Raw genomic sequence first — 16,898 nt, 5'->3', positions numbered from 1 at the left:
TTCAAGAAACACATTTTAACTATTAAATTTTACCATAATTCTTATAAGATGTTTTACTCTTTAGTATCTTTTTTAAGAAATAAGCTATACTATTTAAAATGATTTTGAAAAAATTAGTAGTTTCTTCTTTTTATGTTAATGAATTATGAAATTTTCAAATATAAAGCAAAAAAAAAAAAACAAACTCCTGTAAATGCTTACAGGAGTTTGCTACAAAATTATAAGGCTTTTCGTCAAAGCCCTTTTCATTCGAATTTTACGAAGCACCTGCTTCTTCAAACTCAACCTCTTCTAACTCGCCTAAACGATGATACTCTGTTAAAACCGCATCTTGAATTTTAGAGCGTGTACCAGAATTAATCGGATGTGCAATGTCACGGAACTCTCCATCTGGAGTACGTTTACTTGGCATTGCTACAAATAATCCATTATTACCATCAATTACACGAATATCATGAACAACAAATTCATGGTCCAAAGTAATAGAGGCAATTGCTCTCATGCGGCCTTCTGTGTTTACGCGGCGTAATCTTACGTCAGTCACTTCCATCTTGTGTTCACCACCCTTTTCTAAATAAGCGATATATTTGTATAAATTCCACAAATTTTCTATTTTCCCTTTAATTTTTTAAAAATTTTTAAGATAAAAATTTTTAATGTAGTTGAATATAGAGATTAGTGGAGGTTATCGCTTACAAAAGGTTACTTAACTAGGGCGATTACTTCAATTTCAACGGAAACATCTTTCGGTAATTTTGCTACTTGCACACAAGATCGAGCTGGTTTATGAGTAGAGAAATAAGAGCTATATACTTCATTCACAGCATTAAAATCATCCATGTCCTTTAAAAATACTGTTGTTTTTACGACTGTATCAAATGAAGCACCCGCTTCCTCTAATACCGCTTGTAAATTTTGAAATACTTGTTCTGTTTGTACTGTTACATCTCCTGTTACAAGCTCCCCATTTTCCGTTAATGGAATTTGTCCTGAGCTATAAAACATATTATTTACAATAATCCCTTGTGAGTAAGGTCCAATCGCTTGTGGTGCCTTGCTTGTTTGAACAACTTTCATACTTTTCACCCTTTTATTATTTATTTTACTCTTTAAAAATAGTGTACGAAAGGCAGTTTGTCCATCTATTTTATAATCTATAAATAAAATAAAAAAAGATAGAGCTATCTGCTCTACCTTTTATTCAGCCTCTACAAGCCCTTCATCAAATGGTGCAAGAGAATAATTCCCTTTTTCCACTTGAATCGTTTTTTCTTTCACATCAACTTCCGATAGACGAATTAATGATACAAAATTATTAATTAGTCGTTCTTCAATATCTGTGGATTCTACTAATACACCAATACCAACAACATTAGCCTTGAACTCTTCTAACATACTCATCATACCTTGAATCGTTCCGCCAGCTTTCATGAAGTCATCAATAATTAAAACATTCGATCCTTCTGGAAGGCTGCGTTTTGCTAACGTCATTGTTTGAATTCGTTTAGAAGAACCCGACACATAGTTAATACTAACAGTCGGACCTTCTGTTACCTTATTATCTTTCCTTGCAATTACAACTGGTACATCTAAGTAATTTGCCACTGCATAAGCAAGTGGAATCCCTTTCGTTGCCACTGTCATAACCGCATCAATTGATTGCCTAGCAAAAACAGAAGCAAACAAACGACCTGCGCCATTAATATGGCGAGGATTACTCAATAAATCTGTCATGTATAAGTAACCGCCAGGCAAAATACGATCTGGATTTTCAAATAAGCCACAAAGCTCATCAATAATTAGATCTGCCTCTTCTTCACTTATATACGGTATATATTTCACTCCTCCTGCTGCTCCTGGTATCGTTTGCAATGTGCCGACCCCTTGTTGTTCAAACGTTTGCTTAATAATAACTAAATCCTCACTAATGGAAGACTTAGCCGATTGATACCTTTCAGCAAAAAAAGTGAGAGATACTAGCTGACGAGGGTTTTGTAGCAAGTAATAAGTCATATCGACTAATCTTGTACTTCTTCTAATTTTCATACTCTCACCTCAAATCACGAATATTCTAAACAAATCATAACGTATTATACGTCTTTATTCAAGCGTTTCTCGCTCTCCTAATAAACGTACCGCATAGACCTGTTCACAAAATCCTTTTAATCCGTTATAAATGCGATGCATTCGAGAATCATGGTGTACAAGTCCAAATACAGTTGGACCACTTCCACTCATCAATACAGCATCCGCTCCGAATCGCTTCATCTGTGATTTAATACGTGCAACTTCAGGATGCATTCCAAATGTTACATCTTCTAAAACGTTACCAACAGTATCACAAATCCCTTTATAATCTCCAGAATTTATGACATCAACCATTTTATCTACATTTGGATGTGTAACTCGATTTAACTTTAAATTTCCATACACATCAGCAGTAGATACACCTATATGTGGTTTCGCTAAAATAACCCAACAAGAAGGCGGAGTCTTTATATGCTCAATTTTCTCTCCTCTTCCAGTGGCAATTGCTGTGCCGCCATATACACAGAAAGATACATCTGATCCAATTTCTGCGCCAAGCTCTGCTAACTCATCAATTGTAAGCCCTAAATTCCATAATTTATTAAGACCACGTAATGTCGCTGCTGCATCACTACTTCCACCTGCTAATCCAGCTGCTACTGGAATCGTTTTTTCAATAGTAATAGATACACCTTTTTTTACATTAAACTTCTCTTTTAATAATTTCGCTGCCTGATAAGCTAAATTTCGTTGGTCGTCTGGGACATACCGATTATGGGATAAAATTTCAATACGGTCTTCTGCTAATTCCGTTAGTTCTAGACGATCTGCTAAATCAATGGTTGTCATAATCATTTTCACTTCATGATATCCGTCTTGTCTTTTTCCCAGTACATCTAACGACAGATTAATCTTTGCTGGTGCTTTCACTAGTAGCTTCAATCTATTCACCCACTCTATGTACTCAATCTTTTATCGTTTATTTTACCATAAATTTATAGTAAGACGATGACACTTCCCTAATTATAACGAAAAGCATTCAGAATGAAACTACTTATGTAAAATGATGGCACCTTTTAGAGTACAAAAAGCCGAGGAATGTCTCCTCGGCTACCGTAGCATAGAAAGTATCTTACAACTACTGGTTTCGTTTCATTAATTGCTGTTCTGCAATTTCTATAGCACGTTTCACCATGTTACCAGCATCTTTCGCACGAATTCCGCCCCATCCTTCTTTCTGAACAACATCATAAAAGCCAAGCTCTTTTGCTAGCTCTTCTTTAAATTGGTTTGACATGACACCTCTTCGTCTACTCAATGCAGAGTCCCTCCTTATTTTGCTACGGTATAGTTAGTATGCAAAATAATATAGCTTTTCATTTATGGGAATATATGTAATGATATATGGATTATAAAATGACCTCATCATGAGGGTCTCCATAAAATGTTAACTCTACTGTCTCTGTTAAAACATCTGCATAACTATAAGATACACGTTGCAACGCATCTTCTTGTTGATCCAATTGTACAACAAAAACAGAACGGTATGTTTCTGCTAGTACACCTGATTGCTCCACAGTTTTTCTTCTTCCACTATTTGCTTTTAACATAAGTCGCTGTCCAAGATGGTGATCTAATTCGCTTTTAATTTCATCTAAACGTTTTGACATATACTTCGCTACACCTCGCTGTAATTTAGATTGAACACTTAAAACACGATATATCTATCCTAATTATTAACCTCGATTCACAGCTAATATCATCTTGCGTTTGAATAGATAGAAGAAATACTATATTGTAAAAGTATCATTACGTAGTCTGTACGTTCTTGTCTCTTTTTATCCAAATTCATTTAAATCCTTCCATACAAAAAAGCAAGATACATATGTACCCTGCTTACTCCTCGTAATGTTGAAAAGGTAATCCCGTTCGTAAAATCCCTCTCGTTTCAATTCCACCTAGTCCCTTTTCACCAGTAATTGTATTACGTACGACATCCCATACATTGACTCTCTCCATAAATGAAGTAAAACTAATTTTACCAACTACATATACAGGATCTAGTGCATGAATATTAATTCTAGATGGTGAACTAGCGAAATTGGCCCCTGCACGAATTAGTGCCTCAAAGTGCGATTGACATGCCCCAGCAAAAATAACAAGTTGATCCAATGATGGATATTTTTTTCGCACTTCTCGAACAGCCTGTACAAAATGCCTTGAATGCCTATATGCCGCTAAATCTCCCTTCACTCCTTTCGATTTTGTATATGCATCATGCCCCGTAATAACGAGAATGTCTGGGCGAAAGTGATCTATTAAGTCTACTACTTTTTCATGCATCTCCGTTTCTTTACAATGAATACCTTGTACAGGAACGCCAATTTTGTTATATAAGTCTAAGCACTTGCGCAAATATAAAGGGTCTCCATCTATATGCAATACACGTCCCGGCATTTGAAAATAATTCACCTCACTTGTGTATCCACCAGTTGAAGTATGTTCATGCCTTTGTTTCATTAACACATAATCTTGTTGAAACAAACGATACGTGCGCTCCATTGTTTCTTTCTCACGCTTCACCCTTTTTTTATGTTCTCGTTGATCTATACTAATTAAATCTTCAAGTGGCGCATCCGCCACCAGTCTAATTTCCTCTCCAAACAATATAGCTATCTCGCCTTTTATTTCTATAATACGAAAAAGAATATCCCTCTTATGAGAATATCGTTCCACTAATTCTCCAACATGTAAAGCCATTCTCCTACCTCCAAACTCATTAGGCCATCTTACCTGTTTTTAAAATATGAATTTAGAGGGAGAAAGGTGACAAAAGGGACAGTTCAAGTTGAACTGTCCCTTTCATATTCTTATGATAATTTATGAAGAACCAATGCATTACTTAATGTTGCAAACTCTTCAATAGATAGCGTTTCGCCTCTTCGCTTTGGATCAATTCCTACTTCTGTTAAAATTCGATCCAATAATTCCTTATCTTTCGGGAAACCATTTAAATTATTTGATAAATTATTCATCAAAGTTTTACGGCGCTGTGCGAAACTTGCTCGTACTACTTCAAAGAAGAATGTTTCATCTGTCACCTCTACAACCGGTTTCGGACGCTTTAGAAGGCGAATAATTGCAGAATCAACATTTGGCTGTGGTACAAACACTGTACGCGGTACAGTCATAACTGTTTCAACTTCTGTATAATACTGAATAGCAATCGATAAAGAACCATACTCTTTCGTTCCAGGTTTAGCAGCTAAACGATCTCCAACTTCTTTTTGCATCATAACAACAAATCCACGAACTGGTAACTTTTCTTCAAGCAATTTAAATAAAATTGGCGTTGTAATATAGTATGGCAAGTTAGCTACTACCATTACATCTTGCCCTTCTTCAAATTGCTCATTAAATACTTCATGTACATCCGCTTTTAGTACGTCTTTATTAATAACTGTAACGTTACCATATGGTGCTAACGTCTCATCTAAAATTGGTAATAGTCTTTGATCAATTTCAAAAGCCACTACTTTTTTAGCACGCTTCGCTAATTGCTCTGTTAATGCACCGATACCTGGTCCAATTTCAATTGCACCACTTTCTGAACCAATTTCTGCATGATCGACAATACGATTTAATACATTTGTATCAATTAAAAAGTTTTGTCCTAAACTTTTTTTGAATGAAAATCCATACTTTTCAACAATGTCTTTTGTACGATTTGGCGTTGCGATATCCTTCATTTTTTTTCCTCCTGTATTACTTGCTTATAAGCTTCTCCAAATGATTCCTTTGAAACTTGAAACATCTGTAATCGTTTATGTAACTGTTTTGCATTTGTATAACCAATCTTTAATAGCTTACCCATTCTTTCTCTGCGGCTCTTTGCCATTTCTCCGCCCACTAAGCCTGCATCGACTAAATCACTCCAACTAATTTCACTTGTATAAGCTTCCATTTCTTCATGTATATTCTCTAGAGCACGGCGAATCGACTCATTAGAAGCATGTTCGATCCCAACTCCCTTTTTCCTTTTAGCAAGCGCTTCTTCCTTCGGTAAAAAGGCATGCTTACAGCCGGGAACCTTGTCAGAAATAATTTTTCGAATACGCTCTCCAGGATAATCTGGATCTGTGAAAATAATAACGCCCCTTTTTTGCTGCGCTAATTTAACTTGCTCAATAACATGATCACCGATTGCTGAACCGTTCGTTTCAATTGTATCCGCATCAACAGCACGCTTAATCGCAACTGTATCATCTTTACCTTCTACAACGATAATCTCTTTTATTTTCATGCTTGCCTCCACACTCGTTTCGTCTCTACTTAGTAAAACAAAAAAATGACGACTTTTCCATTATTATTTTCCTCATTCTTATATTTTAAAAAATAGAATAGAAAAATCTTTGTTCTCTGTCCTTATTGTAACACTTCATCATTCACATTTATTTTCTTCATCACTTCTACTAGTGTTTTTTCAAAATAAAAAAGAACAGGTTTCCCCATTCTTTTTTATTCAACACCAAATAAAGCTTTTGCATTTTTGGTTGTCATTTCTGCTACTTCCTCATAAGAAACACCTTTTAAATTCGCAATTTCTTCTGCTACGAGTTTTACATAACTCGGTTCATTTCGTTTCCCTCGAAATGGATGCGGCGTTAGATATGGACAATCCGTCTCTATTAACAATTTCTCTAATGGAATCTCCGTAGCAACCTCTTTCGGCTTTTTAGCGTTTTTAAATGTAACTGGTCCGCCTAACGAAATTAGAAAGTTCATATCAACACATCGCTCTGCTACTTCTACGCTGCCGCTAAAACAATGCATAATGCCTCCTACTTCAGCTGCATTCTCTTCTTCTAGAATATCAACAATATCTTGAGTTGCATCGCGATTATGTATAATAATCGGCAATTTCACTTTTTTCGCTAATGCAATTTGTTTACGAAATACTTCTTTCTGTATTTCTTTTGGAGACTTATCCCAATGATAATCTAAACCCATTTCTCCAAGTGCAACGACTTTAGGATGAGAAGCAAGTTCTTCTAACCAAGCTAAATGTTCTTCTGTCATGTCAATTGCATCAACTGGATGCCATCCAACCGCAGCGTAAATAAAATCATAAGCTTCAGCTAATTCCATCGCCTTTTTTATCGTTACTTCATCAAAACCAACAACAACTGTATAAGTAACTCCCGCTTCTTTCATTCGGGCAATAACTTCTTGCAAATCTTCTTCAAATTGCTCTGCATTCAAATGCGAATGTGTATCAAACAACATAATACATAACTCCTTTTATATTGAAATCCAGTTTATTCTACAAAAATAAGTTCTTTAATAACTTAACGATAACAATACTACAATCTTAATGCAAAAATAGAGAATGTAAAAAGAAAAAAGACGCTTCACACATGTTACACGTGAAACATCTCTTTTCTTGTCTTAATTACTTGATTTTTGTACCATTTGGTAGATTTTGGTCAATTGATGCTAATGACAATACGCCATTCTCTTCACCCGCTAAAATCATACCTTGCGATAATTCACCGCGTAATTTTACAGGTTTTAAGTTTGTTACACAAATAACCTTTTTACCTTTTAGGTCTTCTGGCGAATAGAATTTTGCAATTCCAGAAACAACTTGACGCTTTTCTGTGCCTAAGTCTAGTTGGATTTTTAACAACTTGTCTGCTTTTTTCACAGGTTCAGCAGATAGTACTTCAGCTACGCGTAATTCTACTTTAAAGAAATCATCAATTGTAATTTCTTCTGCCTTCGGCTCTTCTTCTTTTTTCTCTTCTACTTTAGGGGCAGAGCTTTTCATTTGTTCTTTAATGTACTCTACTTCCAATTCTATTTCTAAACGAGGGAAAATCGGGTTTCCTTTTTCTACTTTTGTTCCAGCTGGAATACAGCCAATTGTAGATAGACTTTCCCAAGATTTATGAGCCTCATCAGTAAGGCCAAGCTGAGCAAACATCTTGCTTGGTGCTACTGTTAAGAATGGCATAAGCATAATACCTGTTTGACGAAGTACTTCTGCTAAATGAGCCATTACGGAAGCTAACTTTTCACGATCATTCTCATCTTTTGCTAATACCCATGGTTGTGTTTCATCAATATATTTATTCGTACGACTAACCAATTGCCAAATAGATCCTAACGCTACAGAGAACTCCATATTCTCCATTGCTTCTTCTACTTTTTTCAAAGTATCTTGTGCAAACGCTACTAACGTTTCATCAAATTCTGTTACATTTGCTTTAAATGCAGGGATTTCTCCGTTAAAGTACTTATCAATCATAGCTACTGTACGATTTAATAAATTACCTAAGTCATTTGCTAAGTCGAAATTAATACGCTCCACAAATCCTTCTGGTGTAAATACGCCATCAGATCCAAATGGAACTTCACGAAGTAAGTAATAACGTAATGCATCTAATCCATAACGATCGATTAATGTAACTGGATCTACTACGTTTCCTTTTGACTTACTCATCTTTCCATCCTTCATTAAAATCCAGCCATGAGCAAAGACTTTCTTTGGAAGAGGTAAATCTAATGCCATTAAAATTATCGGCCAATAAATTGTATGGAAACGAACGATTTCTTTCCCAACTAAATGCACATCTGCAGGCCAGAATTTTTTATATTTCTCTTCATTTGCTGTTCCATAACCTAACGCCGTAATATAGTTAGATAATGCGTCAACCCATACGTAAATAACGTGTTTTGGGTTACCAGGAACACGAACTCCCCAGTCAAATGAAGTACGAGAAACTGCTAAATCTTCTAATCCTGGTTTAATAAAATTATTAATCATTTCATTTTTACGAGACTCCGGCTGAATGAAATGTGGATTATCTTCATAGAACTTTAATAGTCTGTCGACATATTTACCCATTCTAAAGAAATAAGATTCTTCACGAACAAGTTCTACATCATGACCACTATCTGGGCTTTTCCCTCCAACTACTTTGTCACCTTCCATAATTGGATCTACTAATTGATGCTCTGTATAGAACGTCTCATCTTGTACAGAATACCAACCTTCATATTCATCAAGATAAATGTCACCTTGATCTACTAATTGCTTAAAGATTTTTTCGACAACATCTTTATGACGATCTTCAGTTGTACGAATAAAATCATCATAAGAAATATCCATCTTCTCCCAAAGCTCTTTAATTCCTGCAACAATATTATCAACATATGCCTGTGGCGTAATATTTAACTCTTCTGCTTTCTTTTGGATCTTCTGTCCATGCTCATCAGTTCCTGTTAAATAATGCACATTATATCCTTGCATACGCTTATATCGTGCCATCGCATCTCCTGCTACTGTCGTATAAGCATGTCCAATGTGTAATTTTCCACTTGGATAATAAATTGGGGTAGTAATATAAAAGGACTTATTTTCCTCTGTCATTGTTTTGGACCTCCCGAATAACCTCATATGTATTTATAAACAGTATATCAAAAACTCATATATAAAGTGAAACTTTAATCAGTGGGGTTTTTCTTCATCCCCACTGATTATTAGCCCACATCAATCGGGCTTTTACGAGCAGCCCGAATCTCACTTATCTTCTTTAAGCCAACCTAATTTTGAATTCTGGGTCTTAATGCTCGATATCTTTATCATCTATTGCTCATATTTCAAAAAAATATACAATCTCCACTTGAAATTTGTTATTTTTTTCTGAAAATATTGTAAATAATTGTGGAATTTCCTCTCAATCTATTATATATAAGAAATAAGAAATCTATAAATCTTTTTAAAAAATATAGAATTTAAGAATTGACGGAAATGTAAATGATTGGTATCATATGTCCATAGGGTATTTTGTCGAAAAATGACGAATCTAAAAATAGACTCGAAACTTATAAACTATTTATTTAGGAGGAAAAAAATTATGAAATCTACTGGTATTGTTCGTAAAGTTGATGAATTAGGTCGTGTAGTAATTCCAATCGAATTACGCCGTACTTTAGGTATTGCAGAAAAGGACGCTCTTGAAATCTATGTTGATGACGAAAAAATCATCTTAAAGAAATATAAACCAAACATGACTTGCCAAGTAACTGGTGAAGTATCTGACGGTAACCTTTCTTTAGCTGAAGGTAAAATCATCTTAAGCAAAGAAGGCGCTGAGCAAATCTTAAACGAACTTCAAGATTATATCGAAACAGCAAAATAAGCTTCTCAATTATGAGAAGCTTATTTTTTATCGACATGATAGATTTGATATACATCTCTTTTCGACAAATCTCGATCTTTAGCGACTGTTTTAATCGCTTCTTTTGAATTCATACCTTTTTCATTTATATAGTGTTCAATATGATCATATACTGAAAGAGATTCCCACCATTGTTCTTCTGGAGCAGGTTCTTCTGTTGAACCAGCTACTAAAATACAAAACTCACCACGTACTTCATTTTGCTTCGTCCACTCAATTGCTTCTTGAATTGTCCCTCGAATAAATTCCTCAAATTTTTTCGTTAACTCTCGACACAATACAATCTCTCTATTTCCCAACACTTCCTGCATCGAAATTAAAGTATCATCTAAACGATGAGGCGCTTCATAAAACATCATTGTAGTTTGTACATAACGAAGCTTTTCTAACTCCATCTTCCGTTCCTTTTTGTTTCTCTGCAAGAAACCATAGAAATAAAACTGCTTTGTTTCAAGACCGGATGCAATTAATGCTGTAAGGGCTGCATTTGCTCCAGGAAGCGGAATTACATGATATTGCTCAGCTACTGCCTCAACAACAATATCGTAACCCGGATCAGAAATACACGGCATACCAGCGTCACTAACAAGTGCTACATTCTTTCCATCCTCTAACTTCTCTAATATTCTCTTTCCACTTACTTCTTTATTATGCTCATGATAACTCGTGACAGGTGTTTCAATTTCAAAATAATTACAAAGTTTTTTCGTTTGTCTCGTATCTTCAGCAGCAATTAAATCAACTTCTTTTAAAATTCGGATTGCACGAAATGTCATATCTTCTAAATTTCCAATAGGAGTTGGTACTAAATATAAAACTCCCTTTTCATTTTGTTGAAAGCTTTTTTGTTGCCACATAGCGTTCTCCTTTTTGCATATATGCCTCTTTTTGTTTTCTCGTTAATTGCTTAAAGTAATACTCCGCTTGCATAGCTGTACGCTTATCATCATGGGTCTCTACATATTTTAAAACGACAGGAAGCCTGACGCGTGTATACTTAGCTCCTTTGCCGCTATTATGAGTCTGTATTCGTTTTTCTATATGGTTTGTATATCCAGCATAATAACTTCCATCAGAGCACTCTACCACATAAAAAAAATGCTTATTCTTCTCCATATAAAATTGAACGTATCTCCTTTGTATATTCGTTATTGTTCTCATATACAACGAGAGGTGGTAAAATTTTTAAATCTGCATTTCCATCCTTAATTCCTTCAATTAACAATGTATTTGCTTCTTTTCCAACCTTAGGATAAACAAATCGCACACGCTTTGGTTCAATTTTATATTTACGCATTAATGTGACAATGTCGAGTAATCGCCCTGGACGATGTACAAACGCCACTTTCCCACCTTGTTTTACTAACTGACTACTTGCAGATACAACATCTTCTAATGTACACATAATTTCATGACGAGCTATCGCTAAATGTTCATTCATATTTTTCTCTGAAGTTTGAGGTGTTTGAAAATATGGTGGATTACATGTAACAACATCATATTGATGACGTCCGAGTTTCTCTGGCATATCTTTCAAATCTCCATGTATGAGGTGAATTCTTTCTTCCAGCCCATTATATTGAACACTTCTTACTCCCATATCATATAAGCGTTCTTGAATTTCCACACCAGTAATCTTTCCTTTTGTTCTTGTACTTAATAGAAGGGGGACAACTGCGTTACCTGTACACAAATCAAGTAAATTCCCCTTTTGAATTGGTACCCATGCAAAATCTGCCAGTAAAACAGCATCTAAAGAAAAATTAAATACTGATGGGCTTTGTATAATCTTCATGTCTTGCGCTAATAAGTAATCTAAACGTTCATCTTCATATAAATTCATATACTGCTCCTTTTCTTACCCTTAACCTACCCTATTTCATGTATAAAAAATTACCTTTCCAATTATAATTGGAAAGGTAATTTCACTTTTTATTTAAGAATGACAGACAGAACAAACAATCTCCCTCTTTACGTACACTTCCATAATGTAGATTGCAAATATGAAAACCTTCTTGATACAGTCTCGCTAAATTGTCATAGCCTTCACCAATATCTGTTTTCGGCTTCACTTCTTTACGCTTTTGAGTTTTTTGTTTTTCTTTATTCTGCACTTCTTCAAAACGGTGTCGCAAATTGTTATTTTCCATTTTTATATGCTGGTTTTCTTCCAACAACTCTGCAAGATGCTGTTTTAACTCTCCCAACTGTTTGTATAAATGTCCAATTTGCTCTTCCATACTAGAAACCGATTCAAAAATATCTTTTTTCTCCACAAGCACCCACCTCATTAATCTGTGGTTTGACTCGAAACGACCCCTTTATTCACTAACTCATCTAACGTATATTCTACTATCCGTTCCTTGTCTACTAGTTCCACTTGAATTAATCTTTCTAAAATATTTAATCCGATCACACGGCCAGTACCATGCGGGGTTTGTATACGTTGATCTAAATCAGGAAGTTGTTCCTTTGCCGCCTCATATTCATCATTCTCATATTTTAAGCAACACATTAAGCGACCACATAAACCAGAGATTTTTGCAGGATTTAATGATAAATTTTGATCCTTTGCCATTTTAATGGATACAGGTTCAAAATCTCCTAAAAAAGTAGAACAACAAAGCATACGACCACATGGACCAATACCACCTAGCATCTTCGCTTCATCACGAACACCAATTTGTCTTAGTTCAATTCTTGTTCTAAAAATTGCCGCTAAGTCCTTCACTAGTTCGCGGAAATCAATCCGACCATCCGCAGTAAAATAGAAAATAATCTTATTACGATCGAATGTATACTCTACATCTACAAGTTTCATATCAAGATTATGCTCTACTACCTTTTGCTGACAGACTTGATATGCTTCTTTTGCAGCATGTTTGTTCTCTTCAACAATGGTACGATCATTTTCATTTGCAATACGAATAACCTTTTTTAGCGGTAATACAACGTCGTTTTCATCAACTTGCTTTTTGGTAATAACTACTTTTCCGTATTCAATACCTCTTACCGTTTCTACAATAACAAACTCATTTTCAGAGATATCGAACTGATTTGGATCAAAGTAATATACCTTTCCGGCCTTCTTAAAGCGAACACCTACTACATCATACAAAACGGTCATCCCTCCTGCAACCGCAACACTAACTGTTCGAACACAAGCTGCGCATTTACATTAGCGTTGATTCTATTTTTTGCCTCTAATATATTAAAGAGAGCTGATACAATGCGCTTCTGAGCATAGGAAAACGATTCAAATATCTCTTTCTGCTCATGAAAAACAAGACGATCTTCTTCTCCAAGTTGAACATATAGTAAATCCTTATAAATAAGGAGTAACATATCTAACCCTTGCTGTAATTGTTCTTTCTCTCCAAAGTGTTTTCCCCATTTTTCTTGTACAAAAAAAATAGAGGTTTTATCTTTTTCGAGCGCTTCACATAATTTTATCACTAAAGCTCGTGCTTGTGCAAACCATTCATCACTACATAAAGCTAAAGCTTCATCAAAACTATTTGTGAGTTGAGCAGCAAGTGTCGATAAAGATGCTGTAATACCTTCTTCCTGTAATCTTCTAATTAAAGATTCTGTAGGTAACGGTCTAAACGTAACAACTTGGCAACGAGATAAAATCGTATTTAAAATTTGATGACTTTGTTCAGTAAGTAAAATAGCGGTTGTATCACTACTTGGTTCTTCTAAAAATTTCAAAAGTGTATTTGCCGCATTTGCCGTCATACGATCTGCGTGCTCAATAATATATAATTTTTTATTTGCCTCTAATCCTGTTTTTGAAAACTCTTCTTGTAAATCATGAATTTGCTGCTTCTTAATAGATAATCCGTCTGGTTTTACAATATGTAAGTTAGGGTGGTTACCTGAATCAATTCGCTTACAATTTGTGCATACATGACAGGGCTCTACTCCATTCCGCTGAGAACAGAGGAAACTCTTTGCCATTTGAATTGCTGTCGCAAACTTTCCCGTACCTTTCCCTCCCTCTAACAAGTAAGCGTGGGATATACGCTCTTTTGCAATGCTATTCATCAACATTTTTACACCGATGGGTTGTATAGCAGAAAGCTGCTCCCACGTCTTCATCATAATGCATACCTCACTTATTTTATTCTTTCCTTCTATTATAACAATTTATCTTCTATAATCTGAACAACTTCTTCTATAAGTTTTTCCATCGGCTGATCAGCATTTACCAATACAATACGCTCCGAGAAACGTTCTACAACTTGTAAATACCCTTCGCGCACACGTTTATGGAAAGAGATATCTTCCATATCTAGTCGATTTACTTCACGTCCTGCATCTTTTTCAATCCGAGCCAAGCCAACCTCAGGCTCAATGTCTAGATAAATTGTTAAACTAGGCATACAGTCCTCTGTTGCGAAACGATTTATTTCAAATACCTTATCCATACCCAATCCTCTTGCATAGCCTTGATATGCTAAAGAACTATCTATAAAACGATCACATAACACGAGATAGTTCTCATTAAGTGCTGGCATAACTTTTTCTACTAAATGTTGTCTGCGCGCAGCAGCATAAAGAAGCGCTTCTGTACGTGCTTCCATCATCGTATATTCTTGTTTATGTAAAATCGTCCTAATGTCCTCAGAAATTGCAATACCACCTGGTTCCCTTGTCGCCATTACCTTTTGTGCTTTTTGTTCAAAATATGGCAATAAGCTTTTAATTAACGTTGTTTTACCTGAACCTTCTGGGCCTTCAATTGTTACAAATAATCCCTTCATCCTAAAACCTACTTTCTATATCATACACTTTCATATATTTCGTATTACCTTGAAAACGAGCTCCTGCTCTCTCTAAATACATAATTTGCTCTTTATGCTCTGAAGTAATTCTCTCTCCATACATAACCAATGGAATCCCAGGTGGATACGGAATCACCATTTCCGCCGCTATCATTCCAACAGCCTCTTCTATAAATACTATCCTTGTTCCATATCTTTCTAGTTGTTTATACGTATACGGCAACGGAGAGAATTCACCTTTATAAGTATAACGAATAGATTCCCTCTTGTCTTTCACGTCATAATGTTGCAATGCTACTCGGATCATCTCTATAACCTTCATATACCCCTCATTTGCTTGCAGGGGTAAAATAAATAGGACATTGTACGGATCAGCCATCTCTGTATATATACCGACCTTTTCAAATACGGACTGTAATTCGTACCCTGATAACTGACAACGAGTTTGTACGGTAACCTTTAACTCGTCTTGCAACGGATATTCTAAAATGGCGATTTGGGGAATAGAACGTAACCGTTCCTTAAATCTCCGTAAAAACTCAACAATTTCACCATGACCTTCTTCTTTTATACGCGCCATTGTAAAGCGTGCTATATCCAAGGAAGCCATAATTGGATACGATGGACTACTAGATTGTAGCATACTTAAATAAGTAGTAACCTTCTCTTCATCTACTAAGTGACTATTTATATGTAAATAGGAACCCATTGTCATTGCGGGTAATGTCTTATGTGCAGAATGCACTACAATATCTGCACCATATGTTAACGCTGATTTCGGGAATGGTTCTCCTAAACAAAGATGTGCCCCATGTGCCTCATCTATCAAAACAGGGATTTCATGTGCATGTGCAAAAGCGATGCTTGCCTCTAAATCCATCCCCATACCATAATAATTAGGATGCGTTAGAATGAGTGCTTTCGCATTTGGATATTTTCCAATTGCTTTCTTAATAATTTCATTACGAACTCCCACTGGTACATTATAAGTTTCATCAATCCATGGATCTAAAAAAATGGGATTTGCTCCCGCTAGTTTTAAACCATTAATAATTGATTTATGACAATTTCTTTGTACAAGAACAATATCATGTTCCCCACAACAAGACAAAATCATCGCTAAGTTCCCGACTGTTGAACCATTAATTAAAAAATAACTTTTCTTTGTATCATACACTTCAGCCAATAATCGTTGTGCCTCATCTATACATTCAAACGGACTATGCAAATCATCTAGTCCTGCTAACTCAGTTACATCAATAGATAGAATATCTTTAAACTCTCTTATTGCCTTCTGAGGGAAGTTTAAACCATTCTTATGACCTGGGACATGAAAGGATAACGGCCCTCTTTCTTTAAACTCGATTAACGCCTCATATAAAGGCATATGATTTTGATTCATCTACATCTCTTCCTTATTATTCATTCTCCATCTATTATACAGAACAAAAAAAATAATAGGCATATGCCTATTTAAAAATATGATACTTCTAATTTTCGAAGTTGCTTTAAATAATGTATATATTTCGGATCATCTGTCTCTGTATTCACCATATCCTTTTCACATTCATAACATATTAAATTATTATAAACATATATACCTTCTTTTCTTTTTGCCTCACAAACAATACAAACTTCACTTTGTAATTTCATAACCTTCCCTCCCTATTTAAGTGAACCTATTTTATACTTCTAATCCTTAACAATTTCCAGAAAAATATACACCCATCTCTTATATAATATGATTAACTCTTGTGCAACGTGTTTGTATTACCATTACTTCTTTCCCATTCTTTTTAACAATACAAAAAAACACAAGTCAAAAGACTTGTGT

At 35.2% G+C, this 16,898-nt stretch carries 21 protein-coding genes; 1 reads left to right on the top strand and 20 read right to left on the bottom strand.

Annotation, left to right across the window (positions count from 1 at the left end):
• Positions 1-256: 256 nt before the first annotated feature.
• The 11 genes from spoVG to metG form a co-directional block, all read right to left on the bottom strand.
• Positions 257-550 carry a septation regulator SpoVG gene (gene spoVG / locus OXT04_RS27920; protein ID WP_000454041.1) on the bottom strand — a complete coding sequence of 98 codons (294 nt, stop codon included), beginning with the start codon at positions 548-550 and terminating at the stop codon, positions 257-259.
• A 152-nt stretch (positions 551-702) separates the two neighbouring features.
• Positions 703-1,077: a RidA family protein gene (locus OXT04_RS27915; RefSeq protein ID WP_000869823.1), complete on the bottom strand. Its 375-nt coding sequence runs from the start codon at positions 1,075-1,077 to the stop codon at positions 703-705.
• A gap of 120 nt (positions 1,078-1,197) precedes the next feature.
• On the bottom strand, positions 1,198-2,046 hold the full coding sequence (gene purR / locus OXT04_RS27910; RefSeq protein WP_000702467.1) for a pur operon repressor: 849 nt from the start codon (positions 2,044-2,046) through the stop codon (positions 1,198-1,200).
• Positions 2,047-2,100: 54 nt separating this feature from the next.
• On the bottom strand, positions 2,101-2,970 hold the full coding sequence (gene ispE, locus OXT04_RS27905; protein WP_000772104.1) for a 4-(cytidine 5'-diphospho)-2-C-methyl-D-erythritol kinase: 870 nt from the start codon (positions 2,968-2,970) through the stop codon (positions 2,101-2,103).
• A gap of 196 nt (positions 2,971-3,166) precedes the next feature.
• Positions 3,167-3,346: an acid-soluble spore protein SspF gene (sspF, locus tag OXT04_RS27900; RefSeq protein WP_002094215.1), complete on the bottom strand. Its 180-nt coding sequence runs from the start codon at positions 3,344-3,346 to the stop codon at positions 3,167-3,169.
• A gap of 91 nt (positions 3,347-3,437) precedes the next feature.
• On the bottom strand, positions 3,438-3,698 hold the full coding sequence (veg, locus tag OXT04_RS27895) for a biofilm formation stimulator Veg (RefSeq protein ID WP_000044346.1): 261 nt from the start codon (positions 3,696-3,698) through the stop codon (positions 3,438-3,440).
• Between the two features lie 226 nt (positions 3,699-3,924).
• Positions 3,925-4,788: a sporulation peptidase YabG gene (gene yabG / locus OXT04_RS27890; RefSeq protein WP_001173734.1), complete on the bottom strand. Its 864-nt coding sequence runs from the start codon at positions 4,786-4,788 to the stop codon at positions 3,925-3,927.
• A 110-nt stretch (positions 4,789-4,898) separates the two neighbouring features.
• A complete protein-coding gene (rsmA, locus tag OXT04_RS27885) occupies positions 4,899-5,777 on the bottom strand; it encodes a 16S rRNA (adenine(1518)-N(6)/adenine(1519)-N(6))-dimethyltransferase RsmA (protein ID WP_000651548.1) in 879 nt (292 codons plus the stop codon).
• Entirely contained in the window at positions 5,774-6,331 is a 558-nt protein-coding gene (rnmV, locus tag OXT04_RS27880; protein ID WP_000692837.1) for a ribonuclease M5, read from the bottom strand. The genes rsmA and rnmV overlap by 4 nt, the downstream gene beginning before the upstream one ends.
• Positions 6,332-6,546: 215 nt before the next feature.
• Positions 6,547-7,314, bottom strand: coding sequence for a TatD family hydrolase (locus OXT04_RS27875; protein WP_000895840.1), 768 nt, complete (start codon positions 7,312-7,314; stop codon positions 6,547-6,549).
• A 166-nt stretch (positions 7,315-7,480) separates the two neighbouring features.
• Positions 7,481-9,463 (bottom strand): methionine--tRNA ligase, encoded by a 1,983-nt coding sequence (metG, locus tag OXT04_RS27870; RefSeq protein ID WP_232733559.1) that lies wholly within the window; start codon positions 9,461-9,463, stop codon positions 7,481-7,483.
• A gap of 487 nt (positions 9,464-9,950) precedes the next feature.
• Between metG and OXT04_RS27865 the strand changes: the two genes are divergently transcribed.
• Positions 9,951-10,235, top strand: coding sequence for a transition state genes transcriptional regulator AbrB (locus tag OXT04_RS27865; RefSeq protein WP_000843036.1), 285 nt, complete (start codon positions 9,951-9,953; stop codon positions 10,233-10,235).
• Positions 10,236-10,255: 20 nt separating this feature from the next.
• On the opposite strand, the gene rsmI is transcribed toward OXT04_RS27865, so the two are convergent.
• The 9 genes from rsmI to OXT04_RS27820 form a co-directional block, all read right to left on the bottom strand.
• Entirely contained in the window at positions 10,256-11,131 is an 876-nt protein-coding gene (gene rsmI / locus OXT04_RS27860; protein ID WP_000267824.1) for a 16S rRNA (cytidine(1402)-2'-O)-methyltransferase, read from the bottom strand.
• The gene (locus tag OXT04_RS27855) at positions 11,100-11,390 is read right to left on the bottom strand and encodes a GIY-YIG nuclease family protein (protein WP_000414350.1); all 291 of its coding nucleotides are present in this window, start codon (positions 11,388-11,390) and stop codon (positions 11,100-11,102) included. Before OXT04_RS27855 ends, rsmI begins: the two co-directional genes overlap by 32 nt.
• Positions 11,377-12,117 carry a tRNA1(Val) (adenine(37)-N6)-methyltransferase gene (locus OXT04_RS27850; protein ID WP_001055355.1) on the bottom strand — a complete coding sequence of 247 codons (741 nt, stop codon included), beginning with the start codon at positions 12,115-12,117 and terminating at the stop codon, positions 11,377-11,379. The genes OXT04_RS27855 and OXT04_RS27850 overlap by 14 nt, the downstream gene beginning before the upstream one ends.
• Before the next feature lie 82 nt (positions 12,118-12,199).
• Positions 12,200-12,550 (bottom strand): DNA replication initiation control protein YabA, encoded by a 351-nt coding sequence (yabA, locus tag OXT04_RS27845; protein ID WP_000412063.1) that lies wholly within the window; start codon positions 12,548-12,550, stop codon positions 12,200-12,202.
• Positions 12,551-12,564: 14 nt separating this feature from the next.
• On the bottom strand, positions 12,565-13,392 hold the full coding sequence (locus OXT04_RS27840) for a PSP1 domain-containing protein (RefSeq protein WP_000272429.1): 828 nt from the start codon (positions 13,390-13,392) through the stop codon (positions 12,565-12,567).
• A gap of 5 nt (positions 13,393-13,397) precedes the next feature.
• Positions 13,398-14,381 (bottom strand): DNA polymerase III subunit delta', encoded by a 984-nt coding sequence (gene holB / locus OXT04_RS27835; protein WP_267418731.1) that lies wholly within the window; start codon positions 14,379-14,381, stop codon positions 13,398-13,400.
• A 35-nt stretch (positions 14,382-14,416) separates the two neighbouring features.
• A complete protein-coding gene (gene tmk / locus OXT04_RS27830; protein ID WP_000677220.1) occupies positions 14,417-15,043 on the bottom strand; it encodes a dTMP kinase in 627 nt (208 codons plus the stop codon).
• A 1-nt stretch (position 15,044) separates the two neighbouring features.
• Positions 15,045-16,466 carry an aminotransferase class I/II-fold pyridoxal phosphate-dependent enzyme gene (locus OXT04_RS27825; RefSeq protein WP_267418729.1) on the bottom strand — a complete coding sequence of 474 codons (1,422 nt, stop codon included), beginning with the start codon at positions 16,464-16,466 and terminating at the stop codon, positions 15,045-15,047.
• Positions 16,467-16,537: 71 nt separating this feature from the next.
• Positions 16,538-16,717: a sigma factor G inhibitor Gin gene (locus OXT04_RS27820; protein ID WP_090978606.1), complete on the bottom strand. Its 180-nt coding sequence runs from the start codon at positions 16,715-16,717 to the stop codon at positions 16,538-16,540.
• Positions 16,718-16,898: the final 181 nt, after the last annotated feature.

Source organism: Bacillus sp. GC_Bacil_1 (assembly GCF_026540675.1).
Taxonomy (GTDB): domain Bacteria; phylum Bacillota; class Bacilli; order Bacillales; family Bacillaceae_G; genus Bacillus_A; species Bacillus_A cereus.
The sequence above is the reverse complement of the archived record's forward strand: the minus strand, read 5'-3'. Positions and strand labels throughout refer to the sequence as shown.